The sequence below is a fragment of the Enterobacter cloacae complex sp. ECL352 genome, assembly GCF_020149545.1.
GTDB classification, from domain to species: domain Bacteria; phylum Pseudomonadota; class Gammaproteobacteria; order Enterobacterales; family Enterobacteriaceae; genus Enterobacter; species Enterobacter asburiae_B.
The window spans coordinates 1,161,240-1,187,661 of the sequence record NZ_CP083709.1; the positions used below are offsets into that span (position 1 = coordinate 1,161,240).

Annotated in this window: 24 protein-coding genes; 4 read left to right on the forward strand and 20 right to left on the reverse strand. The window is 57.1% G+C overall.

The features are described 5' to 3' along the window. Positions 1-33: 33 nt before the first annotated feature. The gene (gene glyA / locus LBF07_RS05565) at positions 34-1,287 is read right to left on the reverse strand and encodes a serine hydroxymethyltransferase (RefSeq protein WP_008502165.1); all 1,254 of its coding nucleotides are present in this window, start codon (positions 1,285-1,287) and stop codon (positions 34-36) included. A 304-nt stretch (positions 1,288-1,591) separates the two neighbouring features. On the opposite strand from glyA, the gene hmpA reads away from it, so the two are divergent. Further along, positions 1,592-2,782, forward strand: a complete 1,191-nt coding sequence (hmpA, locus tag LBF07_RS05570; RefSeq protein ID WP_112778091.1) for an NO-inducible flavohemoprotein — start codon at positions 1,592-1,594, stop codon at positions 2,780-2,782. A 79-nt stretch (positions 2,783-2,861) separates the two neighbouring features. On the opposite strand, the gene glnB is transcribed toward hmpA, so the two are convergent. The 5 genes from glnB to purL form a co-directional block, all read right to left on the reverse strand. After that, entirely contained in the window at positions 2,862-3,200 is a 339-nt protein-coding gene (gene glnB / locus LBF07_RS05575; RefSeq protein ID WP_003860685.1) for a nitrogen regulatory protein P-II, read from the reverse strand. Between the two features lie 65 nt (positions 3,201-3,265). After that, positions 3,266-4,603: a two-component system response regulator GlrR gene (glrR, locus tag LBF07_RS05580; RefSeq protein ID WP_023308835.1), complete on the reverse strand. Its 1,338-nt coding sequence runs from the start codon at positions 4,601-4,603 to the stop codon at positions 3,266-3,268. Beyond that, positions 4,590-5,327 (reverse strand): two-component system QseEF-associated lipoprotein QseG, encoded by a 738-nt coding sequence (gene qseG, locus LBF07_RS05585; protein WP_094934615.1) that lies wholly within the window; start codon positions 5,325-5,327, stop codon positions 4,590-4,592. The genes glrR and qseG overlap by 14 nt, the downstream gene beginning before the upstream one ends. Before the next feature lies 1 nt (position 5,328). Next, entirely contained in the window at positions 5,329-6,756 is a 1,428-nt protein-coding gene (gene qseE / locus LBF07_RS05590; RefSeq protein ID WP_033146231.1) for a two component system sensor histidine kinase QseE/GlrK, read from the reverse strand. A gap of 534 nt (positions 6,757-7,290) precedes the next feature. Further along, a complete protein-coding gene (gene purL, locus LBF07_RS05595) occupies positions 7,291-11,178 on the reverse strand; it encodes a phosphoribosylformylglycinamidine synthase (RefSeq protein WP_094934616.1) in 3,888 nt (1,295 codons plus the stop codon). A gap of 267 nt (positions 11,179-11,445) precedes the next feature. Here purL and mltF point away from each other — a divergent pair, with 267 nt between their 5' ends. Beyond that, entirely contained in the window at positions 11,446-12,996 is a 1,551-nt protein-coding gene (mltF, locus tag LBF07_RS05600; RefSeq protein WP_094934617.1) for a membrane-bound lytic murein transglycosylase MltF, read from the forward strand. Here mltF and tadA read toward each other — a convergent pair. Genes tadA through murQ form a run of 4 tightly spaced genes read right to left on the reverse strand, consistent with a single transcriptional unit; the run spans position 12,884 to position 16,353 of the window. Continuing rightward, positions 12,884-13,423, reverse strand: coding sequence for a tRNA adenosine(34) deaminase TadA (gene tadA, locus LBF07_RS05605; protein ID WP_045888303.1), 540 nt, complete (start codon positions 13,421-13,423; stop codon positions 12,884-12,886). The two genes, mltF and tadA, sit on opposite strands and share 113 nt — an antisense overlap. Before the next feature lie 24 nt (positions 13,424-13,447). Further along, positions 13,448-14,083: a phosphatidylglycerophosphatase C gene (yfhb, locus tag LBF07_RS05610; RefSeq protein ID WP_039263757.1), complete on the reverse strand. Its 636-nt coding sequence runs from the start codon at positions 14,081-14,083 to the stop codon at positions 13,448-13,450. Positions 14,084-14,086: 3 nt separating this feature from the next. Continuing rightward, entirely contained in the window at positions 14,087-15,448 is a 1,362-nt protein-coding gene (locus tag LBF07_RS05615) for a PTS transporter subunit EIIC (protein WP_094934618.1), read from the reverse strand. Positions 15,449-15,459: 11 nt separating this feature from the next. Continuing rightward, positions 15,460-16,353 (reverse strand): N-acetylmuramic acid 6-phosphate etherase, encoded by an 894-nt coding sequence (gene murQ, locus LBF07_RS05620; protein WP_094934619.1) that lies wholly within the window; start codon positions 16,351-16,353, stop codon positions 15,460-15,462. Positions 16,354-16,470: 117 nt separating this feature from the next. On the opposite strand from murQ, the gene LBF07_RS05625 reads away from it, so the two are divergent. Then, positions 16,471-17,319: a MurR/RpiR family transcriptional regulator gene (locus tag LBF07_RS05625; protein ID WP_023333056.1), complete on the forward strand. Its 849-nt coding sequence runs from the start codon at positions 16,471-16,473 to the stop codon at positions 17,317-17,319. Positions 17,320-17,365: 46 nt separating this feature from the next. Beyond that, a complete protein-coding gene (locus tag LBF07_RS05630) occupies positions 17,366-17,626 on the forward strand; it encodes a YfhL family 4Fe-4S dicluster ferredoxin (RefSeq protein WP_008502177.1) in 261 nt (86 codons plus the stop codon). Here the strand turns inward: LBF07_RS05630 and acpS are convergent. The 10 genes from acpS to rseA form a co-directional block, all read right to left on the reverse strand. Then, positions 17,623-18,003, reverse strand: coding sequence for a holo-ACP synthase (gene acpS / locus LBF07_RS05635; protein ID WP_023294331.1), 381 nt, complete (start codon positions 18,001-18,003; stop codon positions 17,623-17,625). The genes LBF07_RS05630 and acpS overlap by 4 nt on opposite strands. Then, positions 18,003-18,734 carry a pyridoxine 5'-phosphate synthase gene (gene pdxJ / locus LBF07_RS05640; RefSeq protein WP_032659491.1) on the reverse strand — a complete coding sequence of 244 codons (732 nt, stop codon included), beginning with the start codon at positions 18,732-18,734 and terminating at the stop codon, positions 18,003-18,005. The genes acpS and pdxJ overlap by 1 nt, the downstream gene beginning before the upstream one ends. Positions 18,735-18,809: 75 nt before the next feature. Beyond that, positions 18,810-19,517 (reverse strand): DNA repair protein RecO, encoded by a 708-nt coding sequence (gene recO / locus LBF07_RS05645; RefSeq protein WP_039263761.1) that lies wholly within the window; start codon positions 19,515-19,517, stop codon positions 18,810-18,812. Between the two features lie 17 nt (positions 19,518-19,534). Next, positions 19,535-20,440: a GTPase Era gene (gene era, locus LBF07_RS05650; protein WP_006176722.1), complete on the reverse strand. Its 906-nt coding sequence runs from the start codon at positions 20,438-20,440 to the stop codon at positions 19,535-19,537. Next, complete coding sequence (rnc, locus tag LBF07_RS05655) at positions 20,437-21,117, reverse strand: ribonuclease III (protein WP_003860711.1); 681 nt, start codon at positions 21,115-21,117, stop codon at positions 20,437-20,439. The genes era and rnc overlap by 4 nt, the downstream gene beginning before the upstream one ends. Positions 21,118-21,339: 222 nt before the next feature. Next, positions 21,340-22,314: a signal peptidase I gene (gene lepB / locus LBF07_RS05660; protein WP_069303186.1), complete on the reverse strand. Its 975-nt coding sequence runs from the start codon at positions 22,312-22,314 to the stop codon at positions 21,340-21,342. 15 nt (positions 22,315-22,329) lie between these two features. Further along, positions 22,330-24,129 (reverse strand): translation elongation factor 4, encoded by a 1,800-nt coding sequence (gene lepA, locus LBF07_RS05665; protein WP_032659499.1) that lies wholly within the window; start codon positions 24,127-24,129, stop codon positions 22,330-22,332. A 185-nt stretch (positions 24,130-24,314) separates the two neighbouring features. Further along, complete coding sequence (rseC, locus tag LBF07_RS05670; RefSeq protein ID WP_023308850.1) at positions 24,315-24,791, reverse strand: SoxR-reducing system protein RseC; 477 nt, start codon at positions 24,789-24,791, stop codon at positions 24,315-24,317. Then, positions 24,788-25,741 carry a sigma-E factor regulatory protein RseB gene (rseB, locus tag LBF07_RS05675; protein ID WP_033146239.1) on the reverse strand — a complete coding sequence of 318 codons (954 nt, stop codon included), beginning with the start codon at positions 25,739-25,741 and terminating at the stop codon, positions 24,788-24,790. The genes rseC and rseB overlap by 4 nt, the downstream gene beginning before the upstream one ends. Next, a complete protein-coding gene (gene rseA / locus LBF07_RS05680) occupies positions 25,741-26,391 on the reverse strand; it encodes an anti-sigma-E factor RseA (protein ID WP_008502186.1) in 651 nt (216 codons plus the stop codon). Before rseA ends, rseB begins: the two co-directional genes overlap by 1 nt. Between the last annotated feature and the right edge of the window lie 31 nt (positions 26,392-26,422).

Here is a 26,422-nt window from a genome sequence, read left to right on the forward strand (position 1 = left end):
CGCGGCCTTTTTTATTTCTGCAAGGCAGAGGAATTATGCGTATACCGGGAAGCGTGCGCAGATATCCAGAACTTTACCTTTGACGCGCTCGATAACCGCTTCGTCATTGATGTTGTCCAGAACGTCACACATCCAGCCAGCCAGCTCTTTCACTTCCGCTTCTTTGAAGCCGCGGCGAGTCACGGCCGGAGAACCGATACGGATACCGGAGGTCACGAACGGGCTCTTCGGATCGTTTGGCACGCTGTTTTTGTTCACGGTGATGTTGGCGCGGCCCAGGGCTGCGTCAGCTTCTTTACCGGTCAGGTTCTTATCAACCAGATCCAGCAGGAACAGGTGGTTTTCAGTACCGCCGGAGACCACTTTGTAGCCACGGTTCAGGAACACTTCCACCATCGCTTTAGCGTTCTTAGCAACCTGCTGCTGATAAACCTTGAACTCAGGCTCCATCGCTTCTTTCAGCGCAACGGCTTTAGCCGCGATAACGTGCATCAGCGGGCCGCCCTGCGCGCTTGGGAATACAGCGGAGTTCAGTTTTTTGTACAGCTCTTCGTCACCGCCTTTCGCCAGGATCAGGCCACCGCGTGGACCCGCCAGGGTTTTGTGGGTGGTGGTGGTCACAACGTGAGCGTGTGGAACCGGGTTCGGGTAAACGCCAGCGGCAATCAGACCCGCAACGTGCGCCATGTCGACGAACAGGTAAGCACCGATGCTGTCTGCGATTTCACGCATTTTTGCCCAGTCAACGATACCGGAGTAAGCAGAGAAGCCACCGATGATCATCTTCGGTTTGTGCTCTTTAGCCTGCTTCGCCATGTCTTCGTAGTCAATTTTACCGGACTCATCAATACCGTAAGGGATGATGTTGTACAGTTTGCCGGAGAAGTTAACCGGGGAGCCGTGAGTCAGGTGGCCGCCCTGCGCCAGATTCATACCCAGAACGGTATCGCCCGGCTGCAGCAGCGCGGTATAGACCGCGAAGTTAGCCTGAGAGCCAGAGTGTGGCTGCACGTTCGCGTAGTCAGCGCCAAAGAGTTCTTTCGCACGGTCGATAGCCAGCTGCTCAACGATATCCACGTACTCGCAACCGCCGTAGTAGCGTTTGCCCGGGTAACCTTCAGCATATTTGTTAGTCAGCTGAGAACCCTGCGCCTGCATGACGCGCGGGCTGGTGTAGTTTTCGGAGGCGATCAGTTCGATGTGCTCTTCCTGACGTACTTTTTCCTGCTCCATAGCCTGCCACAGTTCGGCATCATAATCGGCAATGTTCATTTCACGCTTTAACATCCGCATCTCCTGACTCAGCTAACAAGTAAATTTTGGCCTGAAAAGGCAGTCCTGTTGGACGACGGGCAACAGTATAACTGATTAGTTCTGTGATAACAGGTCTTGACAAACGATTTTACGCAAACGTTTTCCTTCGCGCCACGCAAGGGTTTGAGGAATAAAGCTCTCGCCCTTTCCAGCGGATTTCTTTTCAGGTTTGTGATGCATATTTTTCATCTTGCAAAGAACCATTTACAACGCAGGGGTATTTTTTATAAGATGCATTTAAAATACATCATTAAAGTCACATCGGAAGGAAGCTGCCATGCTCGACGCTCAAACCATCGCTACCGTTAAAGCCACCATCCCCCTGCTGGTGGAAACCGGCCCTAAACTCACCGCCCATTTCTACGATCGCATGTTCACGCATAACCCGGAGCTCAAAGAAATTTTCAACATGAGCAACCAGCGTAACGGCGATCAGCGCGAAGCGCTTTTCAACGCCATCGCGGCCTACGCCAGCAATATTGAAAACCTGGCGGCACTGCTGCCCGCGGTGGAAAAAATCGCGCAGAAACACACCAGCTTCCAGATCCAGCCCGAGCAGTACAACATTGTGGGTAGCCACCTGCTGGCAACGCTGGACGAGATGTTCAGCCCGGGCCAGGAGGTGCTGGACGCGTGGGGGAAAGCCTACGGCGTGCTGGCAAACGTGTTTATCAACCGCGAAGCGCAGATCTACAGCGAAAACGCCAGCAAGAACGGCGGCTGGGAAGGCACGCGCGCCTTCCGCATCGTTGAGAAAACGCCGCGCAGCGCGCTGATTACCAGCTTTGAATTTGAGCCAGTGGACGGACAGCCGGTTGCCGATTACCAGCCGGGCCAGTATCTGGGCGTGTGGCTGAAGCCTGAAGGTTTCCCGCATCAGGAGATCCGCCAGTATTCTCTTACCCGCAAGCCAAACGGCAAAGGCTACCGCATTGCAGTGAAGCGTGAGGACGGCGGTCAGGTATCCAACTGGCTACACAACGAAGCTAACGTGGGCGACGTGGTCCATCTGGCCGCGCCGGCGGGCGATTTCTTCATGGCGGTTGAAGCGAATACCCCGGTTACGCTGATCTCTGCGGGCGTCGGCCAAACGCCAATGCTGGCGATGCTCGATACGCTGGCGAAAGCCAACCACGGTGCGCAGGTAAACTGGTTCCACGCTGCGGATAACGGCGACGTGCACGCCTTTGCGGATGAAGTGAAAACGCTCGGGGCGTCCCTGCCGCGCTTCACCGCGCATACCTGGTATCGCCTGCCGACGGATGCAGACCGCGCGGCCGCACGGTTTGACACTGAAGGCCTGATGAATTTAAGCCAGATGGAAGGGGCGTTTAGCGCGCCGGACATGCAGTTCTACGTCTGCGGGCCGGTGGCGTTTATGCAGTATGCCGCGAAGCAGCTGGTGGAGCTGGGCGTGAACAAAGACAACATTCACTACGAATGTTTCGGGCCCCATAAGGTGCTGTAATGAAAAAGCCCCTCGTTCGAGGGGCTTTTTTTCCGCCGGGTGGTTGCACCTTACCCGGCCTACAAAACCGTTGGCATTTTTAAATCGCGGCGTCGTCTTCTTCGCCGGTACGGATACGGATCACGCGCGCCACGTCAAAGACGAAGATTTTACCGTCGCCGATTTTGCCCGTCTGCGCGGTGCGGATAATGGTATCCACGCAGGTATCGACGATATCGTCGCTGACCACGATTTCAATTTTTACTTTCGGCAGAAAGTCGACCATGTACTCTGCGCCACGGTAAAGCTCGGTGTGGCCCTTCTGACGACCAAAACCTTTCACTTCCGTCACGGTCATCCCGGTGATGCCGACTTCCGCCAGCGCTTCACGCACGTCATCCAGTTTGAAAGGTTTAATAATCGCATCAATCTTTTTCATGGTGGGTCCTTAAACTCTTGCCTGTAAGCTGCCTCGTAATCGATTGCCCACAGTACCATACGGCATTACTCTTTAAAATCGTTTGCTTCCAGCTCGTGGCGCGACAGCAGCTTGTAGAACTCGGTGCGGTTGCGTCCGGCCATGCGCGCCGCGTGGGTCACATTGCCTTTGGTTATCTGCAATAGCTTGCGCAGATAGTTCAGCTCGAACTGATTCCGCGCTTCCGCAAACGTCGGCAGGGCCGTGTTTTCCCCTTCCAGCGCCTGCTCCACCAGCGCATCGCTGATCACCGGTGAGGAGGTCAGCGCCACGCACTGCTCAATCACGTTCACCAGCTGGCGCACGTTACCCGGCCAGCCTGCGGCCATCAGCCGCTTCATCGCGTCGGTGGAAAACGCGCGCACGAACGGTTTATGGCGATCGGCCGCCTGGCGCAAAAGATGGTTCGCCAGCAGCGGAATGTCTTCCGCACGCTCCGCCAGCGCCGGGATCTTCAGATTCACCACGTTCAGACGGTAGTAGAGATCTTCGCGAAACTCGTTGCGCGCCATCACTTTTGGCAAGTCGCGGTGGGTGGCGGAAATAATGCGCACATTAATATCGATATCGCGGTTGCTGCCCAGCGGGCGAACTTTTCGCTCCTGCAACACGCGGAGCAGTTTGACCTGCAGCGGTGCGGGCATGTCGCCAATCTCGTCCAGGAACAGCGTGCCGCCTTCCGCGGCTTGGAACAGCCCTTCCCGGCTGCTCACCGCGCCGGTGAATGCGCCGCGGGCGTGTCCAAACAGTTCAGATTCGAGCAGCTGTTCCGGAAGCGCGCCGCAGTTAATGGCGATAAAGGCGTTTTTACTGCGCGGGCTGGCGTTATGGATCGCCTGCGCCAGGATCTCTTTTCCGGTTCCGCTCTGGCCGTTGATGAGCACGCTGACGTCGGACTGCGCCACCATCCGGGCCTGTTCAAGCAGACGCAGCATAATGGGGCTGCGGGTGACGATGGACTCCCGCCACGCTTCATCCCCCGCCGGGGCGGCATGTTCCAGCGCGCTGTCGATAGCCTTATACAGCGCGTCTTTGTCCACCGGCTTGGTCAGGAAGCTGAAGACCCCCTGCTGCGTCGCGGCAACCGCATCCGGGATCGACCCGTGCGCCGTCAGGATAATCACGGGCATACCCGGCTGCTGCTTCTGGATCTCCGCGAACAGCTGCAGGCCATCCATTTCGTCCATCCGCAGGTCGCTTATCACCAGATCGATTTTCTCGCGGCTGAGGATCTTCAGCCCCTCCAGCCCGCTTTCAGCGGTCACGACGCTGTAGCCTTCACTCACCAGACGCATCCCCAGCAGCTTTAACAGCCCGGGATCGTCATCCACCAGTAAAAGATGGGCAGGTTTACGGCTCGTCATGCTTCACATCCTCTTGTTTCGGCGTATCGCTGTCCGGTGCAGCGGTTGAACTCCCCGGCTGATATTTACGCGACGAGAGCTGCCTTTCGATATCCGTCAGGTTCTCCAGCTTACGCGTCGTGGTATCCAGCTGCGTACGTAAATGTTGCTGCTGTTGACGCAGCGTATCAAGCTCGCTGTCGGTTGACTGCTGTAGCTTGCTGTAGCGAGAGCGCTCTTCAGACAGCTGAAGCTGTAATGTCTGCCCATCGCGCCAGAGCTGGTATACCGGGCGTACCTGCACGGGAAGATTGACTACAAACGTGTCCAGTCGAGTCACATTGACGCGGCGTTCAACGGGGGTGATTTTCGCATCTGCGAGTAAAATCCCACGCTTGAAAGCGTCCTGCCAGGTGTCGTCATCCAGCATCGCCGCCTTCGAGCGGGCGTCTACCGGCGCCAGACGCTGGGCGCAATCTATCCCACGCAGCCAGAACAGCGGGTTGCTTTCAACGTCATGTCCTGACAGGTTCCAGATGTCGTCACAGCGGGTTGAGAGGAAGTCTGCCAGCTGGTTATCGGGCCATTTATCTTCCTGTTTATCGCTAATGGCACTTTGTGGCGCATGGGAAACACACCCAGCCAGAAATAAACAGGGCAGGCTCAGGCGAAGCGTTTTGCTGGAAAACACCGCGCGTACGGCGCGGAAAAAGACGTGTGACATACTCACCAGACATAGATTCATTTTATTGATTTTTCCGGCTCACGGGCAGTTCGATACGGAAGCAAACATCTGAACGTTCGTCCGCGGCAATGTTTAGCTCACCCTGCATGCGTCGTATGCAGTCCCGGGCGATGCTCAAGCCCAGACCGCTTCCTTTAACCGCGCCTTTCCGCTGATGACTTCCCTGGAAAAAGGGTTCGAAGATCATGGTTTTTTCGTCATCGGGGATCGGGGTGCCGGTGTTTGCGACGTCAATAAACACCCGTGAACCATTCGTATTACTTCGGATATAAATGTTACCGGATTCAGTACCATAGTGCACCGCATTGGAGTAAAGATTATCCAGAACGCTCATCAGCAGCATGGGTTCAGCCAGGCACGCAGGCGCATTCAGCTCAACGCCGGTATGCATCATTTTAGCTCTTGCTGGCAAGCTGTGGGCGGAGATCACCATATCCACCAGCGGCTCAATTTCAACGTTTTCCAGTACGACCGCCCCGTCAGCCAGCTTGCGGTTGTAATCCAGCAGTTGCTCAATCAGCTTTTGCAGATTGCGGCTGCTGTTATCCAGGATCTCGACAATTTCTTTCTGTTCTGGCGTAAGGGGCCCGGCCACTTCGTCCGCCAGCAGCTCCGTCCCTTCGCGCATGCTGGCCAGCGGCGTTTTAAGCTCATGAGAGATATGGCGCAGGAACTGATGGCGCTGTGATTCGAGCCACGCCAGGCGCTCGGACAGCCAGATAATGCGCTGGCCTACGGATCGCAACTCGCGCGGGCCTTTAAAAGCGACCGTATCCCCGAGCGATTTCCCCTCCCCCAGGCGGTTGATCATACGCTGGATACCCTTTACCGGGCCGATGATCATGCGGGTAAAGAGCAGTACCAGCCCGAGGCTCACCAGGAACAGCACCAGCGCCTGCCAGCCGAAAAACTGGCCACGCTCGGCAATCTCCTGCTGGAGCTGCTGGCCGCGAGAGAAAATCACCGCGCGCGTAGACTGCACCATCTCGGTATTGGCGCTGGCAAAAGCTTCGAGGCGCGCGGCGGCAACGGCATCCGGGCCGCTGTTGCTGCACTGCAGCTGCGCGAGATCGTTTAAATCCTGACGCAACGCCTGATAGAGCTTGTCATCAGGTAAGACCCCCGCGTGAGCGTCCAGCATTTCGCTGTAGCGTTTACGCTGGCTCTGATAAACCTTTTCCAGCGTCCGATCGTCAAGCACGCAATACTGACGATAGCTGCGCTCCATCTCCAGCGCGGCGTTGGTCATCGCTTCACTGCGTCTGGCGTCGATGAGCGTCGTACGGTTGGTCAAAGCCGCCTGCGCACTCAGCGCGTTCAGGCTTTGCCACGCCTGCCAGGCAAGGATCAGCAGCGGCAGCAGGATCAGCAGGAAGGCCATCATGACGAGCTGCCGCAGGGAGCGGGGGAAAACGGGCCAGCGTTTCAACGCATTACTCTCTTAATGGGGGTTTACGCAGAGCGTAACTGAGTCTGCCCTTCAGATACAACAAAGCCGGGTAAAAACCCGGCTTTGTCATGGAATGAGGCGGTGCCTAACTCGACGTTTCGCCCTGGCCTGATAAAGCATCGCTATGATCAGTAGTTGGACGGCAGGCACCTTTTTGTGCGTCATTCGAAGTTTATGTAGCGCGTCCCGAAGGGGCTGACATAAGAAGGTGAATGAGCCACTGGTTAATATTATGCAACACCCGTGCCAGAATGCAAAACAAAATATTAACAGTTTGAAATATATGATTTTTACTCGTTTATCACGTTAATTATCGGTTGAATGATTTTCAGGCTAAGTGTCGCTATTCAGCAACACCTTAAGGGGAACCTTACCTGACATATATAAATCAAAGAGTTAAGTGTCTCCATTTGGAGACAGCTATATTGCGGGTCTGTCGCGTAATTGCGACACAAACAAAAAAGCCCGGTCGAGCTTTCGCTTACCGGGCCTGGAAGGGGGTGGGGCTAAAACTTAACCCAGCTGCTTACGCGCGTTGCGGAAGATACGCATCCACGGGCTGTCCTCGCCCCAGTTTTCCGGGTGCCAGGAGTTGCTCACGGTACGGAATACGCGTTCCGGGTGCGGCATCATGATGGTCGCGCGACCGCTTTCGCTGGTCACTGCCGTAATACCGTTGGCGGAGCCGTTCGGGTTAGCCGGATAGGTTTCCGTCACCTTGCCGAAGTTATCGACAAAGCGCAGCGCTACCAGGCCTTTGCTCTCCAGCTGAGCCAGATGCGCAGCGTCGCGCACTTCTACCTGTCCTTCACCGTGGGAAACGGCGATTGGCATCTGTGAACCGACCATTCCCTGCAGCAGCAGAGACGGGCTTTGGGTCACTTCCACCAGGCTGAAGCGCGCCTCGAAGCGGTCAGACTGGTTGCGCACAAAGCGCGGCCAGGCTTCGCTGCCCGGGATCAGCTCGCGCAGGTTAGACATCATCTGGCAGCCGTTACACACGCCCAGCGCCAGGGTCTGCGGACGGTGGAAGAAGGTTTCGAACTCGTCGCGCACGCGGCTGTTGAACAGGATGGACTTCGCCCAGCCTTCGCCCGCGCCCAGCACGTCGCCGTAGGAGAAGCCGCCGCACGCCACCAGCGCCTGGAAATCTTCCAGACCGGTACGCCCGGCCAGCAGGTCGCTCATGTGGACGTCGATAGCGTCAAAGCCCGCGCGGTGGAAGGCGGCCGCCATCTCAACGTGGGAGTTGACGCCCTGCTCGCGCAGCACGGCCACTTTTGGACGCGCACCCGTCGCTATGTACGGCGCGGCGATGTCTTCGTTGATGTCGAAGGAGAGCTTCACGTTCAGGCCTGGATCCTGGTCATTCGCTTTCGCGTTATGCTCCTGATCGGCACATTCCGGGTTGTCACGCAGGCGCTGCATCTGCCAGGTGGTTTCTGCCCACCACATGCGCAGCGTGGTGCGGCTTTCGCTGAACACGGCGTGACCGTCTGCTTCAATGACGAAGCGGTCGCCCTGAACGGCTTTGCCCAGATAGTGCACGCAATCTGCCAGACCATGCTTCGCCAGAATCGCTTCAACCGCGTCGCGATCTGCCGCACGCACCTGAATCACGGCGCCCAGCTCTTCGTTGAACAGCGCCGCCAGACGGTCTTCGCCCAGCGTCGCAATGTTCGCTTCCACGCCGCAGTGGCCGGTGAAGGCCATCTCTGCCAGGGTCACCAGCAGGCCACCGTCGGAACGGTCGTGGTAGGCCAGCAGCTTACGCTGCGCCACCAGCGCCTGAATCGCGTCGTAGAAGCCTTTCAGCTGCGCCACGTCACGCACGTCGGCTGGCTTATCGCCGAGCTGGCGGTAAACCTGCGCCAGCGCGGTAGCACCCAGCGCGTTGTGGCCTTTGCCCAGGTCAATCAGCAGCAGGGCGTTGTCTTCGGTCGCAAGCTGCGGCGTAACGGTGTGACGCACGTCTTCCACGCGGGCAAACGCGGTGATCACCAGCGACAGCGGAGAGGTCATCTCGCGCTGTTCGTTGCCTTCCTGCCAGCGGGTTTTCATCGACATGGAGTCTTTGCCCACCGGAATGGTCAGGCCGAGGGCAGGACACAGCTCCTCGCCCACCGCTTTCACGGCTTCATACAGGCCAGCATCTTCGCCAGGGTGGCCGGCAGCGGCCATCCAGTTGGCGGAGAGCTTGATACGTTTGATATCGCCAATCTGCGTCGCGGCGATGTTGGTCAGCGCTTCACCGACCGCCAGACGGGCAGAGGCCGCGAAGTCCAGCAGCGCCACCGGGGTGCGTTCGCCGAGAGCCATCGCTTCGCCGTAGTAGCTGTCGAGGCTCGCGGTGGTCACGGCGCAGTTCGCGACCGGGATCTGCCACGGGCCGACCATCTGGTCGCGCGATACCATACCGGTCACGGTGCGGTCGCCGATGGTCACCAGGAAGGTTTTCTCTGCCACAGCAGGCAGGTGCAGCACGCGGTTTACCGCTTCTGCCACGGTGATGCCCTGGCGATCGAGCGCTTTGCCCGCCGCTTTGCGGGTGGCTACGTCGCGGGTCATCTTCGGCGTTTTACCGAGCAGCACGTCCAGCGGCAGATCGATCGGCTGGTTGTCAAAGTGGGTGTCGCTTAAGGAAAGGTGCTGCTCTTCGGTCGCTTCACCGATGACGGCATACGGCGCGCGCTCGCGGCGGCACAGCTCGTCAAACAGCGGCAGCTGGTCGGCAGCAACCGCCAGCACGTAGCGCTCCTGGGATTCGTTACACCAGATTTCCAGCGGGCTCATGCCCGGCTCATCGCTCAGGATGTCGCGCAGGTTGAAGCGCCCGCCGCGGCCACCGTCGCTCACCAGCTCCGGCATGGCGTTGGACAGACCGCCCGCGCCCACGTCGTGGATGAAGAGGATCGGGTTGGCGTCGCCCAGCTGCCAGCAGCGGTCGATCACTTCCTGGCAGCGGCGCTCCATCTCAGGGTTGTCGCGCTGCACGGAGGCGAAGTCGAGATCCGCATCAGACTGGCCGGAGGCCATAGAAGAGGCTGCGCCGCCGCCCAGACCGATGTTCATCGCCGGGCCGCCCAGTACGATCAGCTTCGCGCCGACGACGATCTCGCCTTTCTGCACGTGATCGGCACGGATGTTGCCGATCCCGCCCGCCAGCATGATCGGCTTGTGGTAGCCGCGCAGCTCTTCGCCGTTGTGGCTGTCCACTTTCTCTTCATAGGTACGGAAGTAACCGTTCAGCGCCGGACGACCAAATTCGTTGTTAAACGCCGCGCCGCCCAGCGGGCCTTCGGTCATGATATCCAGGGCGGTTACAATGCGCTCTGGCTTGCCGAAATCTTCTTCCCACGGCTGCTCAAAGCCCGGGATACGCAGGTTAGAGACGGAGAAACCGACCAGACCCGCTTTAGGTTTAGCGCCACGACCGGTCGCACCTTCATCGCGGATTTCGCCGCCGGAGCCGGTCGCCGCGCCCGGCCACGGGGAGATCGCCGTCGGGTGGTTGTGGGTTTCCACTTTCATCAGGATATGCGCGGGCTCCTGATGGAAGTCATAGCGCCCTGCTTCGCGATCGGCGAAGAAGCGGCCCACCTCGGAACCTTCCATTACCGCGGCGTTGTCTTTATAGGCAGACAGCACGTGGTCAGGGGTTTGCTCCATGGTGTTTTTGATCATTTTGAACAGCGACTTCGGCTGCTGTTCGCCGTCAATAATCCAGTCGGCGTTGAAAATCTTGTGGCGGCAGTGCTCAGAGTTAGCCTGCGCGAACATATAGAGTTCGATGTCGTTCGGGTTACGGTTGAGCTTAACAAACGCATCCTGGAGGTAGTCGATTTCGTCTTCTGCCAGCGCCAGGCCGAGACGCAGGTTGGCGTCAATCAGCGCCTGACGGCCCTGCCCCAGCAGGTCTACGCTCTGTACCGGCGCAGGCTGATGGTGAGAGAAAAGCTTCTGCGCGTCATCGAGAGAGGTAAATACGCTCTCCATCATGCGATCGTGCAGTTCAGCCGCAACCGCCTGCCACTGCGCGTCGCTCAGGGTAGAGGCTTCCACGTAGTACGCCACGCCGCGTTCCAGACGGTTAATCTGGTTCAGGCCACAGTTGTGGGCGATGTCGGTGGCTTTGGAAGACCAGGGGGAGATGGTGCCCGGACGAGGCGTCGCAAGGATCAGTTTGCCGGTTGGCGTATGGCTGCTCAGGCTTGGACCATACTTGAGCAGGCGTTCCAGCTGTACGCGCTCCTCTGCATTGAGGGGGGCATTCAGGTCAGCAAAATGGACATACTCAGCGTAAATATTGCTTACCGGAAGGTCGGCCGCCTGAAAACGTGCCAGCAGTTTAGTGATACGGAAGGCAGACAGTGCAGGCGAACCACGCAGAATTTCCATCATAAGTCTCTCGTCTTCGAAGCGCCGGGGCGCTTACAGTGTGCGCAAGGGGGGAAAACGGGCGTCATTATAGAGAATCCTGAGCGCCGACGAAACCGTTTGCGTCGAAATAAAATTTGCACAGAGATTTAACAATAGATGTGACCTGTCTCTCTAATTGGTTGCCAAGTGGCGCAAGTTTACGCAAAATGCCGCTCATTCAATGGCAAACCTTATGATTAACATGGCTACAGCAGACTGAGGCAACCGGCGTCGCAGAGAATTAACTAATTGAAAAAATTAAAGATTAATTATCTGCTCATCGGCATTGTAACGTTGCTGCTGGCAGTGGCCCTCTGGCCTTCCATCCCCTGGTTCGGCAAAGCCGAAAACCGTATCGCCGCCATTCAGGAGCGGGGGGAATTGCGCGTCAGTACCCTCAACTCGCCGCTGATTTACAGCGACGTCAACGGCAAAATCATTGGCCTGGATTATGAACTGGCACAACAGTTCGCCGATTATCTTGGCGTGAAGCTTAAAATCACCGTCCGCCAGAATATCAACCAGCTGTTTGACGACCTCGATAACGACGATGCCGATATGCTCGCCGCCGGGCTGGTGTATAACAGCGAGCGCAGCAAGAACTACCAGCCAGGCCCGACCTACTACTCCGTTTCTCAGCAGCTGGTTTACCGCGTCGGGAGCCTGCGCCCGCGCTCGCTGTCCACGATTAACGATCGGCAGCTGACGATTGCGCCCGGCCACGTGGTGATTGACGATCTGCGGGAGCTCAAGGAGAAGAAATATCCCGACCTGAGCTGGACGGTGGATCCGAAACTCGGCACGACGGAGCTGCTGGAGCAGGTAAAAGATCAGAAGGTGCCCTACACCATCGCCGATTCGGTCGCGATCAGCCTGTTCCAGCGGGTGCATCCTGAAATCGCCGTGGCGCTGGACGTCACCGACGAGCAGCCCGTGACCTGGTTTAGCCAGCTTGATGACGACCAGACCTTCTCTGCCGCGATGCTTGATTTCTTCAACACCATCAATGAAGACGGTACCCTGGCGCGTCTTGAGGAGAAGTACCTCGGGCACGGCGATGACTTTGACTACGTTGACACCCGCAGCTTCCTGCGCGCGGTAGACAGCGTCCTGCCGGACCTGCAGCCGCTGTTCGAAAAATACGCCCAGGAGATTGACTGGAAACTGCTGGCGGCTATTTCGTATCAGGAATCCCACTGGGATACCCAGGCCACGTCGCCCACGGGCGTACGCGGTTTGATGATGTTAACCAAAAATACCGCGCTGAGCCTGGGCGTGAACGATCGTACCGATGCCGAACAGAGCATCAGCGGCGGCGCGCGATACCTGCAGGACATGATGGCTAAAGTACCGGAAACGGTGCCGGAAGAAGAGCGGATCTGGTTTGCGCTGGCGGCCTACAATATGGGCTACGCGCATATGCTTGATGCGCGAGCGTTGACGGCCAAAACGAAAGGTAACCCGAACAGCTGGTCAGACGTGAAGCAGCGCCTGCCGCTGCTGAGCCAGAAGCCATGGTATAACAAGCTGACATACGGCTACGCGCGGGGACATGAAGCCTACGCCTACGTGGAAAATATCCGTAAATATCAGATTAGCCTGGTCGGGTATCTGCTGGAGAAAGAGAAAGAGGCGACGGAGGCCAAACAGCTGGCTCAAAGTTACCCGGTCGTGGCGCCGGACGAGCTTAATCGTCCGACAGCTTCAGTTCTGCCTTTTGCTGCTTTTTCTGCTGACGGCGCATTCGAAAGAAATCGCTTAATAGCCCCGAACACTCTGGTGCAAGCACCCCACCGATAGTCTTCACCTGGTGGTTCATACCCGGGTGACCCAGCACGTCCATCAGCGAACCGGCCGCACCGGTTTTTTCATCCCGCGCGCCGAAAACCAGAGTCCCGATCCGGCTGTGCACCATCGCGCCGGAGCACATCACGCACGGCTCCAGCGTCACATACAGCGTGGTATCAAGCAGGCGATAGTTTTGCAGAACCAGACCGCCCTGGCGAAGCGCCATAATTTCGGCATGCGCAGTAGGATCGTGGCGGCCAATAGGACGGTTCCACCCTTCGCCAATCACCTGGTTGTTATGAACCAGCACCGCGCCCACGGGCACTTCGCCCTCGTCCCAGGCGCGTTGAGCCAGCGTCAGCGCGTGGCGCATCCAGTATTCATGATTGTGTTCAGGGTTGGACAAAGGCTGATACTCCAGTCGAAAAGCGGGCGGCATTATACACGCCAGTTTTAGAGAAGACTATTCGAGTTGCTGAAGTTCGCCTGATGGCGTGACGCGCCAGCGGTGCTGGCAAAAATAGAGCAGCGGGTTGTCCTGCTTGCTGTCGCTGTAGCCGCTGTACAGGCGCAGCGGCGTACCGATGCGTTTCTCCAGCTGGACCACTTTTTCATGCCCCAGGCAGCGCAGGGTCAGCACCCAGCCGCCGTAACCGCGGGCAATTTGCGTGGCGATAAGATTCACGCGCGGAAGCCAGGGGGTATCAAAGTAGACCTGCTCCACCAGCGTCTGCGGGGAGCCGGTAATCAGCCAGATGTCGGCATCGTTCGCGTCGAGGTAGCTGGTCAGGCGCGCCTGCACCACCGGAAAGGCGGCGACGTGGCCGCGGAACCAGTGCGCAAAATCCTTTTCGAGCTGCTTAAGCCGCGCTTCGCTGTGCCCAAAGGTACATCCCCACAGCAGCAGACTCATCGGCCATCGCGCCGCCCGGCCTTTCACCAGCAGCGCGATCCCGATAACCGGTAAGAGCGGCAGCACGAGCAGCGCATTCAAAGGCTGACGCCGCAGCAGGTACCGCATAAACGTACCAAACATATCTTGCTGATGCAGCGTTCCATCCAGGTCGAAAAAGACAACGCGACGCGCGTGATTTGCCAAACCTTACTCCTCTGGGTCGTTGAAACCTAACAGCCAGGTAAACAGGAACCCGGCGATCACCGCTACTAAATAGCCTAACAGATAGAGCATCACTTTTCCGGTCACGATGGTTAATGCCAGCGGTAAACCGGAAAGACCAAAGGTGATCACGGTGGCGACTTTCCAGTAGCTGATCAGCGCCCCGCCTACCGCGCCCCCCAGACAGGCGGCGAGAAAAGGTTTACCCAGCGGCAGCGTAACGCCGAAAATCAGCGGCTCGCCAATGCCGAGCAGTCCGACCGGGAGCGCGCCTTTAATCATTTTTTTCAGCCGCGCGTTGCGGGTTTTCATCAGTACGGCAATCGCCGCGCCGACCTGCCCCACGCCCGCCATCGACAGGATAGGCAGCAGCGCGTTATAGCCGTGCGCCTGCACCAGCTCGACGTGGATCGGCACCAGCCCCTGATGTAGCCCCGTCAGCACCAGCGGCAGGAAAGTACCTGACAGCACCGCCCCCACCAGCAGACCGCCGCGGTCAATAGCCAGAGACGCACCGTGAGCGATGGCTTCAGAGATCCATCCGCCTAGCGGCTGGAGGGCCACAATCGCTACGCTACCGGTAATCAGCGTGGTCAACAGCGGGTTGAGAATCAGCTCGATCGAGCCAGGCAGAACCGCTCGCAGCCTTTTCTCGATCCAGCACATCAGGATGACCACCAGCAGCACGGCGATCACCCCGCCGCGCCCGGGCTGGAGCGCCTCGCCAAACAGCGTGATCTGCGCCAGCTGCGGGCTGGACAAGATGCCCGCCATGACCCCGCCCATCGCCAGCGATCCGCCAAACACCTTCGCGGTATTTACCCCGACCAGAATGTTCATGATGGCGAAAACAGCGCTGCCGAAGATCCCAAGGATCCCCAGCAGGTTTGGATAGTGCGTGGCGAAATCCCCCACGATATCCGGTCGCTTGAGGATATTGATGATCCCGGTGATCAGGCCGGAGGCAATAAACGCCGGGATCAGCGGAATGAAGACGTTTGCCAGCTGACGCAACGCATCGCTCATGGGGGCTTTGTATTTGGCCTTCGCCTGCGCCCTCGTTCGTTCCGCATCGTCAATCGACGCGCTCGCGCTTACGCCCATCAGCGCGCGCATGGCATCAACAACCTGCGCCGCTTTCCCCGGCCCGACGATCAGCTGATGCTGCTGCCCCTGTTTAACGTAGCCGCTGACGCCGGACAGCTGCTTCAGGCGCGGCACGTCGAGCTGGTCGTCGTTATGCACCTCGACGCGCACGCGCGTCATGCAGTTTTCGAGACGCTGAATATTTTTTTCCCCACCGATTCCCTGCAGGATATCGCTGGCGAGCGCTGCTGTTTTGTCCATAGACGCCTCTGTTAGTTTTCTAATGCCGCCCGTAAGAAGCCGCTATGCGCATCGAGTTTGGCTCTCGCGGTAGCCGCATCCAGCCCGCTCAGGATCATCAGAATGGCCGGTTTAACATCGTGATCGGTCTGCTTGAGTACCGCTTCTGCCTCTTCACGGCCTGCGCCTGTCGCCTCCATCACCATGCGGCAGGCTCTGTCCACCAGCTTGACGTTGGTGGCCTGCATATCCACCATCAGGTTCTGATAAACCTTGCCGAACTTCACCATCGCGCCGGTGGAGATCATATTGAGCACCAGCTTTTGCGCGGTCCCGGATTTCAGGCGCGTGGAGCCGGTGAGCGCTTCCGGCCCGACAACCGGAGAGATAGCAATAGCGGCCACCTGCGCAATCGGTGAGCCCGGATTACAGGAGATGGCCACCGTCGTGCAGCCCGTCCGGTTGGCGTATTCCAGCCCGCCAATGACGTACGGGGTACGCCCGGATGCCGCCAGCCCGACCACCAGATCCTTCGCGGTCAGATTCAGATCCTTCAGGTCATCCTCGCCCAGCGGTGCATTGTCTTCCGCTCCTTCAACGGCTTTCAGCAGCGCACCGGGTCCACCGGCAATCAGCCCAACAACCAGACCGTGCGGCACCCCAAAGGTGGGCGGACATTCTGACGCATCCAGCACCCCAAGACGCCCGCTGGTGCCCGCCCCCATGTAGATAATGCGACCGCCGGCCTTGAGGGCTTCCGCCGCCGCATCGACAGCTTTCGCCACCTCGGGTAATGTCTCTTTCACAGCCTGCGCGACCAGCGTATCCTGTTGATTAAAGCGGTTAACCAGCTCCAGGGTGGAGAGTGCATCCAGATCCATGGTTTGCGGGTTACGCGTTTCAGAAACAAGTGAGCCAAGATTCATTTTTGTACCTCAAGAATTTTTAATTCATAATAATCACACTATAATGGAATATAAAATTCATTCAGGCGAGCAAAATTCGTATTTGCGCAGATAATCACATTTTCGCCAGGAGACCCTATGAACTGTTTAATTCGCATTCGCCAGCGCTATGCAGGCTTTGCCCAAAGCGACAAGAAGCTGGCGGATTTTCTGCTTTCTCAACCCGATCGCGCGCGCCATCTCAGCTCGCAGCAGCTGGCGAGTGAAGCCGGCGTGAGCCAGTCCAGCGTGGTGAAGTTTGCCCAGAAGATTGGCTTTAAGGGATTCCCCGCCCTCAAGCTGGCGATCAGCGAAGCGCTGGTGAGCAACCCCAATCCGCAGTCCATGCCGGTGCATAATCAGATCCGCGGCGATGACCCGATGCGGCTGGTTGGCGAAAAGCTGATCAAAGAGAACGTGGCGGCCATGCACGCGACGCTCGATGTGAACACTGAAGAGAAGCTGCTGGAGAGCGTGGCGATGCTGCGCGGCGCGCGGAGGATCATTCTGACCGGTATCGGCGCGTCCGGACTTGTGGCGCGTAACTTTGGCTGGAAGCTGACGAAAATTGGGCTTAACGCCATCGTCGAGCAGGATATGCACGCCCTGCTGGCAACCGTACAGGCAATGGATCCTGACGATCTGCTGCTGGCCATCTCCTACTCCGGCGAGCGCCGTGAAATCAACATGGCAACTGATGAAGCGCTGCGCGTCGGCGGTAAAATTCTGGCGATCACCGGTTTTACACCGAATGCCCTCCAGCAGCGGGCAACGCGCTGTTTATATACCATTGCCGAGGAACAGGCCACGCGCAGCGCGGCTATCTCGTCCACCAGCGCGCAAATGATGCTGACGGACCTGCTGTTTATGGCGCTGGTGCAGCAGGATCTGGAGCGCGCGCCCGAGCGCATTCGTCACAGCGAAGAACTGGTAAAGAAACTGGTTTGACGCGTATAATGCCCCCCCGGTTTGTGTTGTTTCTGAGAATTTCCTGATGGCGCTGTTAATTACCAAAAAATGCATTAATTGCGATATGTGCGAGCCCGAATGCCCGAACCAGGCGATTTCGATGGGCGACAGCATTTATGAGATTAACAGCGACCGCTGCACGGAATGCATCGGCCACTATGAAACGCCGACCTGCCAGAAAGTGTGCCCGATCCCGAATACCATCCTGAAGGATCCGGCCCACGTCGAGAGCGAAGAGCAGCTATGGGATAAGTTTGTCCTGATGCACCACGCGGACAAACTTTAACTTTCGATGATCACCGTCGCGCTGGCATAGTGACGTTCATCCGCGATCGTCACGTGCATATGATTCACCCCCAGCTTTTCCGCCAGCTTTTGCGCTTCTCCCCACAGACGCAGGCTCGGTTTGCCCAGCTCATCGTTAAACACTTCGAACTGATTAAACGCCAGGCCGTTACGAATGCCGGTCCCGAAGGCTTTGGCCGCCGCCTCTTTTACCGCAAAGCGCTTTGCCAGAAAACGCACCGGCTGCTGATGCGCTTCCCAGATGGCCCACTCGTTATCGCTCAGCACGCGTCTTGCGAGGCGATCGCCGCTACGGGCGATCACCGCTTCAATGCGGGCTATTTCAACGATATCGGTGCCTAAGCCCAGAATGGCCATTACTGACGCGCTTCCTGCATCAGGCGTTTCATCTCTGAGACCGCCTCTTTCAGGCCGCTCATCACCGCACGGCCAATGATGGCGTGGCCGATGTTCAGCTCGTGCATTTCCGGCAGGGCGGCAATGGCCTTCACGTTGTGGTAGGTCAGGCCGTGACCGGCGTTAACCTTCAGTCCCAGGCTTGAGGCGTACGTGGCCGCTTTAGCGATACGCTCCAGCTCTTTGGCCTGTTCGGCATCGTTTTTGGCATCGGCATAGCAGCCGGTGTGGATTTCGATATACGGTGCGCCCACGTCGGCCGCCGCTTTAATCTGGGCGAAATCGGCGTCGATAAACAGAGAAACCAGGATACCGGCATCCGCCAGGCGCTTGCAGGCATCGCGCATTTTGTCGAGCTGACCGGCCACGTCCAGACCGCCTTCGGTGGTCACTTCCTGGCGTTTTTCCGGCACCAGGCAGCAGAAATGCGGCTGGGTCTCGCAGGCAATCGCCAGCATCTCTTCGGTGACCGCCATCTCCAGATTCATACGGGTGTCCAGCGTCTGGCGCAGAATGCGCACGTCGCGATCGGTGATATGGCGACGGTCTTCACGCAGGTGAACGGTAATGCCGTCAGCGCCAGCCTGTTCAGCGATAAACGCCGCCTGAACCGGATCGGGATACGCCGTGCCGCGCGCATTACGCAGCGTGGCGATGTGGTCGATGTTGACGCCTAACAGTAATTCAGCCATGACAATCCTCGGTATTTTGGTTCATTTCTCTTCCCCCTCTCCCTCCGGGAGAGGGCTGGGGTGAGGGGTAAAACGTTAACGTTTCGGCACAAACTGCCTGAATAATTCGCGGCTCTTTAAGGGCTTGCCGCCAAGATACGGCTTGAGGGCAATCCGGGTAAAGCGTTTTGCTGCGCGCAGGGTGTCCAGATCGGGAAACTCGCGCTCATACAGCGCCCGGAGCTGGCGCCCGGTAAAGGTGCTGTTGTCTATCACGATACTGGCAATGAAGCCCTTTTCTTCGCGGTAGCGGTAGGTCATAGTGTCTTCTATCTCATCACCGCTGCCCGCGCAGTGCAGAAAATCTACGCCGTATCCGAGGTGGCCCAGCAGCGCCAGTTCAAAACGACGCAAGGCGGGTTCGGGCGTGCCGGTTGCGCCAGCCAGCGACTGGATACAGTGCAGATAATCGAAGAAAAGTTCAGAGAAGCGGGTCTCATGTTCAAGAACGCGTGAGATGAGTTCGTTGACATACAGACCGCTGTAGAGCGTGATGCCGGAAAGAGGAAGCGCCAGGGAGACGGCTTCAGCACTGCGCAGGGTTTTCACTTCCCCTCGCCCACCAAAGCGTACCAGCAGCGGCGTGAAAGGCTGTAGGGCGCCTTTCAGATTAGAACGTTTGGAACGTGCGCCTTTCGCAACAAGGCGCACGCGGCCCGACTCTTCCGTGAAGACGTCCAGCATGAGGCTGGTTTCGCTCCAGGGACGACTATGCAGGACAAAGGCGCGCTGCCATCCATCCATATGCTCGTCGTCTTATGTTACTGGTCTTCGCCGTAACCGAGGCTGCGCAGAGCACGCTCATCATCGGCCCAGCCAGATTTCACTTTCACCCACAGTTCGAGGTGAACCGGTGCTTCGAACATTTCCATCATGTCCTTACGGGCTTCGATACCGATGGTTTTGATCTTGGCCCCTTTGTTGCCGATAACCATCTTCTTCTGCCCTTCGCGCTCAACGAGGATCAGGCCGTTGATATCGTAGCCACCGCGCTCGTTGGTCTGGAAACGCTCGATCTCTACCGTTACGGAGTAAGGCAGTTCAGCACCCAGGAAACGCATCAGCTTTTCACGGATGATTTCAGACGCCATAAAGCGCTGAGAGCGATCGGTGATGTAGTCTTCCGGGAAGTGATGAATCGCTTCCGGCAGATGCTTCCGCACGATGCCCGCGATGGTATCCACGTTCAGGCCGGTCTCAGCAGACAGCGGAACGATATCAAGGAAGTTCATCTGGCTACCGAGCCACTGCAGATGCGGCAGCAGGTCGGCCTTTTCCTGCACGTTATCAACTTTGTTGACCGCGAGGATGACCGGCGTTTTGCCGTCACGGAGCTTGTTCAGCACCATCTCGTCGTCCGGCGTCCAGCGGGTGCCTTCCACAACGAAAATCACCAGCTCTACGTCGCCGATCGAGCTGCTCGCCGCCTTGTTCATCAGGCGGTTGATGGCACGCTTCTCTTCCATGTGCAGGCCCGGGGTATCGACGTAGATCGCCTGATACGCGCCTTCAGTATGGATGCCGACGATGCGGTGACGCGTGGTCTGCGCCTTACGCGAGGTGATTGAAATCTTCTGCCCAAGCAGATTATTCAGCAGGGTGGATTTGCCAACGTTCGGACGTCCGACGATGGCAATAAATCCGCAATAGGTTTTCTCTTCGCTCATTCCAGCTCCAGCATTTTTAACGCCTGTTCGGCGGCAGCCTGTTCAGCCTTACGACGGCTTGAACCTGTGCCCACCACCGGTTCACTCAGGCCACTGACCTGGCAATGGATGGTAAATTCCTGATCGTGCGCTTCGCCACGCACCTGCACCACCAGATAAGACGGCAGCGGCAGATGACGACCCTGCAAATATTCCTGCAGACGCGTTTTTGGATCTTTTTGTTTATCGCCCGGGCTGATTTCGTCCAGACGGGTCTGATACCAGTTCAGGATCAGCTTTTCTACGGTCTGGATATCGCTGTCCAGGAACACACCACCAATTAATGCTTCGACCGTATCGGCAAGAATAGATTCACGACGGAAGCCGCCGCTTTTCAGTTCACCCGGTCCAAGACGCAGACATTCGCCCAGCTCAAATTCGCGCGCGATTTCCGCAAGGGTATTACCCCGAACCAGCGTGGCACGCATGCGGCTCATATCACCCTCGTCCACACGCGGGAAACGATGATAAAGCGCATTCGCAATCACGAAACTTAAAATAGAGTCGCCTAAAAACTCGAGACGCTCATTATGTTTGCTGCTGGCACTGCGGTGGGTTAATGCCTGTTGCAACAACTCCTGATGATGAAAAGTGTAGCCCAGCTTCCGTTGAAGCCGATTAATTACGATGGGGTTCATGCGATACCAATAAATGAATGCGTCAAAAATGCAGCACACGAAACCGACCTGAGAAAACCAACGCGGTTTCGTGTGCCGTGGCACCCTTGCAGGGCCAACCTTAAACTTCGGGGGAATATTCTATACACAACGACAGGGGATGTCGTTAGTTCGAAGAGATTTATCGTGGAAATAATTCACGTAGCCGCTAATTAACGCGGCTACGCGTTCATTTATTGAGAATTAATGGATTCCGCCGATACGATTCAGGCGTACACCGGTCGGCCATTCGCCTTCCTGCTTCTCAAAACTCATCCAGATGGCTGTGGCTTTGCCGACCAGATTCGCTTCCGGCACAAAGCCCCAGTAACGGCTGTCCGCAGAGTTATCGCGGTTGTCACCCATCATGAAGTAATGTCCTGGCGGTACAATCCAGCTCGCCAGCTGCTGGCCAGGCTGGCGATAGTACATACCCAGCTGATCCTGCGCGATTGGCACGGTGAGGATTCGGTGCGTCACATCGCCCAGCGTCTCTTTGCGCTCAACCAGACGGATGCCGTCCTCTTTGGTTTCACCTTTCGAAACCTGGAAGAACCCGCTGGTCGCTTCGCCGCCGTTACGACGGGCAAAGGTCTGCACAAAGTCACTTGGCTCAACGTTTGAGTAAGTGATTGGCAACGCGTTTTCACAGGCGGTACCGGAGCTGCAGCCCGGCTGAACGGTGACTTCTTTCGCAACCGGATCGTAAGTGACTTTATCACCCGGCAGACCTACCGCGCGCTTGATGTAGTCCAGGCGCGGATCTTCCGGATATTTAAACACCACGATGTCGCCACGTTTCGGATGACCGGTTTCGATCAGCGTTTTCTGGTAGATAGGATCTTTAATGCCGTAGGCAAACTTCTCTACCAGAATAAAATCACCAATCAGCAGCGTTGGCATCATTGAACCTGATGGGATTTGGAACGGCTCGTAAATAAACGAACGTACCACCAGCACAATCGCCAGCACCGGAAATACCGAGGCGCCCGTTTCCAGCCAGCCCGGTTTCGGGCCGACTTTCTTCAGGGTTTTCGCGTCAATCCCATCTCCAGTGGCTGCCTGAGCGGCAGCCTGACGTTCACGACGTTTTGGGGCGAAGATAAACTTATCCAGACACCACAGCAGACCTGTTACCAGGGTAGCAATGACCAGGATCAGGGCAAACATGTTCGCCATGCCAACTCCTTAGGGTTATTTGCCGTCTTTACCAACATGAAGGATGGCAAGGAATGCTTCCTGCGGCAGCTCGACGTTACCGACCTGCTTCATACGCTTCTTACCTTCTTTCTGCTTCTGCAGCAGCTTTTTCTTACGGCTGACGTCACCGCCATAGCACTTCGCCAGAACGTTTTTACGCAGCTGTTTCACGGTTGAACGCGCGATAATGTGGTTGCCAATCGCCGCCTGAATCGCGATATCGAACTGCTGACGCGGGATCAGATCTTTCATCTTCTCAACCAGCTCGCGGCCACGGTAAGGCGCATTGTCGTTGTGGGTGATCAGCGCCAGCGCATCCACGCGCTCGCCGTTGATCAGCACGTCCACACGCACCATGTTGGAGGCCTGGAAGCGTTTGAAGTTGTAATCCAGTGACGCGTAGCCACGGGAGGTCGACTTCAGACGGTCGAAGAAGTCGAGTACCACTTCCGCCATCGGGATCTCATAGGTCAGCGCCACCTGGTTACCGTGGTAAACCATGTTGGTCTGCACGCCACGCTTCTCAATACACAGCGTAATGACGTTCCCCAGGAATTCCTGCGGCAGCAGCATGTGACACTCTGCAATAGGCTCACGCAGCTCCTGAATGTTGTTCAGCGGCGGCAGCTTGGACGGGCTATCGACGTAGATCACTTCTTTCGAGGTGGTTTCAACTTCATAGACTACCGTCGGCGCCGTGGTGATCAGATCCAGATCGTATTCACGCTCCAGACGTTCCTGAATGATCTCCATGTGCAGCAGACCGAGGAAGCCACAGCGGAAGCCGAAGCCCAGCGCCGTTGAGCTTTCTGGCTCGTAGAACAGGGAAGCATCGTTCAGGCTCAGTTTACCGAGCGCGTCACGGAAGTTTTCGTAGTCGTCAGAGCTGACCGGGAACAGACCCGCGTAAACCTGCGGTTTCACCTTTTTAAAGCCTGGCAGCGCTTTATCTGCCGGGTTACGTGCACCGGTCAGGGTATCGCCCACAGGCGCGCCGAGGATGTCTTTAATGGCGCAGACCAGCCAGCCTACCTCGCCGCATCTCAGCTCGGTACGGTCAACCTGTTTTGGCGTAAAGATGCCCAGACGGTCTGCGTTGTAGACCTGTCCGGTACTCATTACCTTAATTTTGTCGCCTTTACGCATGGTGCCGTTTTTAATACGCACCAGAGAGACAACGCCCAGATAGTTATCGAACCAGGAGTCGATAATCAGCGCCTGCAGCGGACCATCCGGATCGCCTTCCGGGGCCGGAATGTCACGTACCAGGCGTTCCAGCACGTCGGTCACGCCCACACCGGTTTTCGCGGAGCAGCGCACGGCATCGGTCGCGTCAATGCCGACGATATCTTCAATCTCTTCCGCTACGCGTTCAGGATCGGCGGCTGGCAGGTCGATCTTGTTCAGAACCGGCACAACTTCGAGATCCATTTCCATCGCGGTGTAGCAGTTTGCCAGGGTCTGGGCTTCAACGCCCTGCCCGGCATCCACCACCAGCAGCGCGCCTTCACAGGCCGCGAGAGAGCGTGAAACCTCATAGGAGAAGTCAACGTGGCCTGGGGTGTCGATAAAGTTCAGTTGATAGGTTTCACCATCAGCCGCTTTGTAATCAAGCGTAACGCTCTGCGCTTTAATGGTGATACCGCGTTCGCGTTCCAGGTCCATGGAGTCCAGAACCTGGGCTTCCATTTCACGATCAGACAGGCCACCGCAAATCTGGATAATACGGTCAGACAGCGTCGACTTACCGTGGTCAATGTGAGCAATGATCGAAAAGTTACGTATGTTCTTCATATAGTTAAATAATTATGCCTTACGAATTCCTGGAGGCCGCTGTTCTTAGCCTGACGTTTTTCAGTGCGAAAACGCAGCATTCTACACTACATCCTCGCTACCTGGAAATGCACTTAGAAGCAGGTATAGCGTGAAGAAAGGCCGTTTTCTGTTTTAGGGTGTAAAAAATGATAAAGCCCGATGGATCACCGGGCCTCAGAAGAGAGCGTTTCAACACGAAGCTGGTCTGGTGCCAGCCCAACGCTGAGAATGACAGGCTGCCACTCCTCGCGCGCGGCGAGCGTCGGAGAGAGCCCTTTGGCAAGCCAGAATCCCCCCACGCCACCCAATGCGGCACCGCACATAGCGGCCACATCGGTACCAAACAGCATCTGAAACAGGCCGCCCATGATAAACAGGCCGACCAGCGGAGAGAGATACACCAGCATAGCGGAGCTGAGCAGGCTGCCTTCCGCGATGCCCAGTTCCACCTTCTGCCCCGCCATCAGCGGCTGTTCGCTTGGCACAGAAATCGTGTGCGATGTTTGTGGCCCGAGCTTATTCAACACGCGGCTGCCGCAGCCGGCGCGTGATGCGCAGCTATTACATGAGGCTTTAACATCGCAGCTCACCAGCGCAATGCCGTTTTGCCAGGAGACAACCGTCGCCCACTCTTTGATCATTGTGCAGCCCTGAATTTAATGCTGTCGGAGATGCGCTTCGCCGTCTGCGGAGGGAGTTCTCCCACAATGGTGATCTCTGCGTTATCGCGTACCGTTGTACTCACCGTACGGCGCCCGGTACGCAGCATTTGTTCGGCGCTGTTTGCCGTTGCGCGATTAATATTCACCGAGAAGCTGAACAAACCATCCGAATAGAGGCGCGATTCTACCGGCGTTTCAATCGTTGGCAGCTGACGACGGCTGCTGGACACTTCGCTAAACCCTTGCGGGATCCAGGCAGGTACCCAGTTGAAATTAACGGAATCCCCGGCAGGAACAGAAAGCAGCGGCGGCAGGCTGGCCTTAGCCAGATTCTGCATGCTGTTGCCAACCTGATTGTTCACGCTGAAGGAGATAACCCGGAACTGTTCCAGCGTTTCACCGTCACGGTCGAGCAGGTCAACACGCATGGGGAGTTTGGTTTCGGCATCAATCCAGACGATGTAGCTGTAGCGCGTTCCGTCCCGGGCAACAACGCGAATTACCTCGCACAGTCTGTCCGCGATGCGGGTACGCCCTACTGAAATAAAATCGTAGTAAGGGGCAAGCCGTTTGAAGTCGGTGTAAATGAGTGACGGCAGGGAATCAACGATATAGTCGCCATTCAGCGTGAAAGGCTCCAGGCCTGGCTCGAAATAGCTGATTTCATTACCACGTTGGACCACTTCCCGACGCGGGCCATCCATCTGTAAAAGCTGGGCGAGCGGCTGCTTATCAAGACGGGCATGACGATAGCGTAACGACTCGACGCCCTGCTTATTGATGCTGATAAATGCCAACTCATAATTGAGTGACTGGCTGGCCAGATTCATTTGCTGCAACAACGCCCCGGATGAAACATCAGCCGAGGCGTTGGCAGAGAAGAACAGGCTACCCGCCATCAGAGACATGGCGAACCAAAGTTGCTTCATTACTGCGATTGCGTTCCTAAAGTTTGGTTTCCGGGCACCTGCACAGCAGCTTGCTGTGTCTGCGCCTGCTCAAACTGAAGCTGTTCAGAGTGCAGACGACGCTGCAACTCGTAATCCTGCAACATCGCATTAATGCGACGGCGCTGCTCCTGAACCTGCTGTTGCTGACCGCCGCTGGCGGATGCATCAGCCGGTACGCCCAGGCTTACCGGGCTGGCTTTGCCCATCATCGGCAGTGTGTTAAACACTGGCGCTTCTGGCTGCTGATTAGTTTCAGACTGAGTATTATAGTGCTGGACGCCAACAATAACTGCAAGCGATACGCATGCAGCCACACCCATTTGGGTAAGCTGGCTGGCCCACGGACGCACCTTTTGCCAGAACGGCATTTTCTGCCATTGGTGAGGCGCGGGTTGAGCTTCAGGAATCAGCGGAGTGGTCTGATGAACAGGCTCATTCTCGATCGCCGCCATGACGCGGGCTGAGATATCGAAATGGAGAACCTCGCCGGTGTCACCGCGAAGGGTGTCACGGATGAGATGGTAACTCTCCCAGGTCTCTTGCATTTCGGGTGAATGAGACAGCTCGTTGAGCAGCTCACTATCCACCGTTTCACCATCCATTAAAGCGGAAAGTTTTTCTTTCTGCATGCCTAATACCTTTTCCAGTATCCCGCTATCG

Bases quoted from the DNA above. Each gene is read 5' to 3' on its own strand.
- glyA (WP_008502165.1), bottom strand. From the start codon at position 1,287: ATGTTAAAGCGTGAAATGAACATTGCCGATTATGATGCCGAACTGTGG.
- hmpA (WP_112778091.1), top strand. From the start codon at position 1,592: ATGCTCGACGCTCAAACCATCGCTACCGTTAAAGCCACCATCCCCCTG.
- glnB (WP_003860685.1), bottom strand. From the start codon at position 3,200: ATGAAAAAGATTGATGCGATTATTAAACCTTTCAAACTGGATGACGTG.
- glrR (WP_023308835.1), bottom strand. From the start codon at position 4,603: ATGACGAGCCGTAAACCTGCCCATCTTTTACTGGTGGATGACGATCCC.
- qseG (WP_094934615.1), bottom strand. From the start codon at position 5,327: ATGAATCTATGTCTGGTGAGTATGTCACACGTCTTTTTCCGCGCCGTA.
- purL (WP_094934616.1), bottom strand. From the start codon at position 11,178: ATGATGGAAATTCTGCGTGGTTCGCCTGCACTGTCTGCCTTCCGTATC.
- tadA (WP_045888303.1), bottom strand. From the start codon at position 13,423: ATGCCGCCCGCTTTTCGACTGGAGTATCAGCCTTTGTCCAACCCTGAA.
- LBF07_RS05615 (WP_094934618.1), bottom strand. From the start codon at position 15,448: ATGGACAAAACAGCAGCGCTCGCCAGCGATATCCTGCAGGGAATCGGT.
- murQ (WP_094934619.1), bottom strand. From the start codon at position 16,353: ATGAATCTTGGCTCACTTGTTTCTGAAACGCGTAACCCGCAAACCATG.
- LBF07_RS05625 (WP_023333056.1), top strand. From the start codon at position 16,471: ATGAACTGTTTAATTCGCATTCGCCAGCGCTATGCAGGCTTTGCCCAA.
- LBF07_RS05630 (WP_008502177.1), top strand. From the start codon at position 17,366: ATGGCGCTGTTAATTACCAAAAAATGCATTAATTGCGATATGTGCGAG.
- acpS (WP_023294331.1), bottom strand. From the start codon at position 18,003: ATGGCCATTCTGGGCTTAGGCACCGATATCGTTGAAATAGCCCGCATT.
- pdxJ (WP_032659491.1), bottom strand. From the start codon at position 18,734: ATGGCTGAATTACTGTTAGGCGTCAACATCGACCACATCGCCACGCTG.
- recO (WP_039263761.1), bottom strand. From the start codon at position 19,517: ATGGATGGATGGCAGCGCGCCTTTGTCCTGCATAGTCGTCCCTGGAGC.
- era (WP_006176722.1), bottom strand. From the start codon at position 20,440: ATGAGCGAAGAGAAAACCTATTGCGGATTTATTGCCATCGTCGGACGT.
- rnc (WP_003860711.1), bottom strand. From the start codon at position 21,117: ATGAACCCCATCGTAATTAATCGGCTTCAACGGAAGCTGGGCTACACT.
- lepB (WP_069303186.1), bottom strand. From the start codon at position 22,314: ATGGCGAACATGTTTGCCCTGATCCTGGTCATTGCTACCCTGGTAACA.
- lepA (WP_032659499.1), bottom strand. From the start codon at position 24,129: ATGAAGAACATACGTAACTTTTCGATCATTGCTCACATTGACCACGGT.
- rseC (WP_023308850.1), bottom strand. From the start codon at position 24,791: ATGATCAAAGAGTGGGCGACGGTTGTCTCCTGGCAAAACGGCATTGCG.
- rseB (WP_033146239.1), bottom strand. From the start codon at position 25,741: ATGAAGCAACTTTGGTTCGCCATGTCTCTGATGGCGGGTAGCCTGTTC.
- rseA (WP_008502186.1), bottom strand. From the start codon at position 26,391: ATGCAGAAAGAAAAACTTTCCGCTTTAATGGATGGTGAAACGGTGGAT.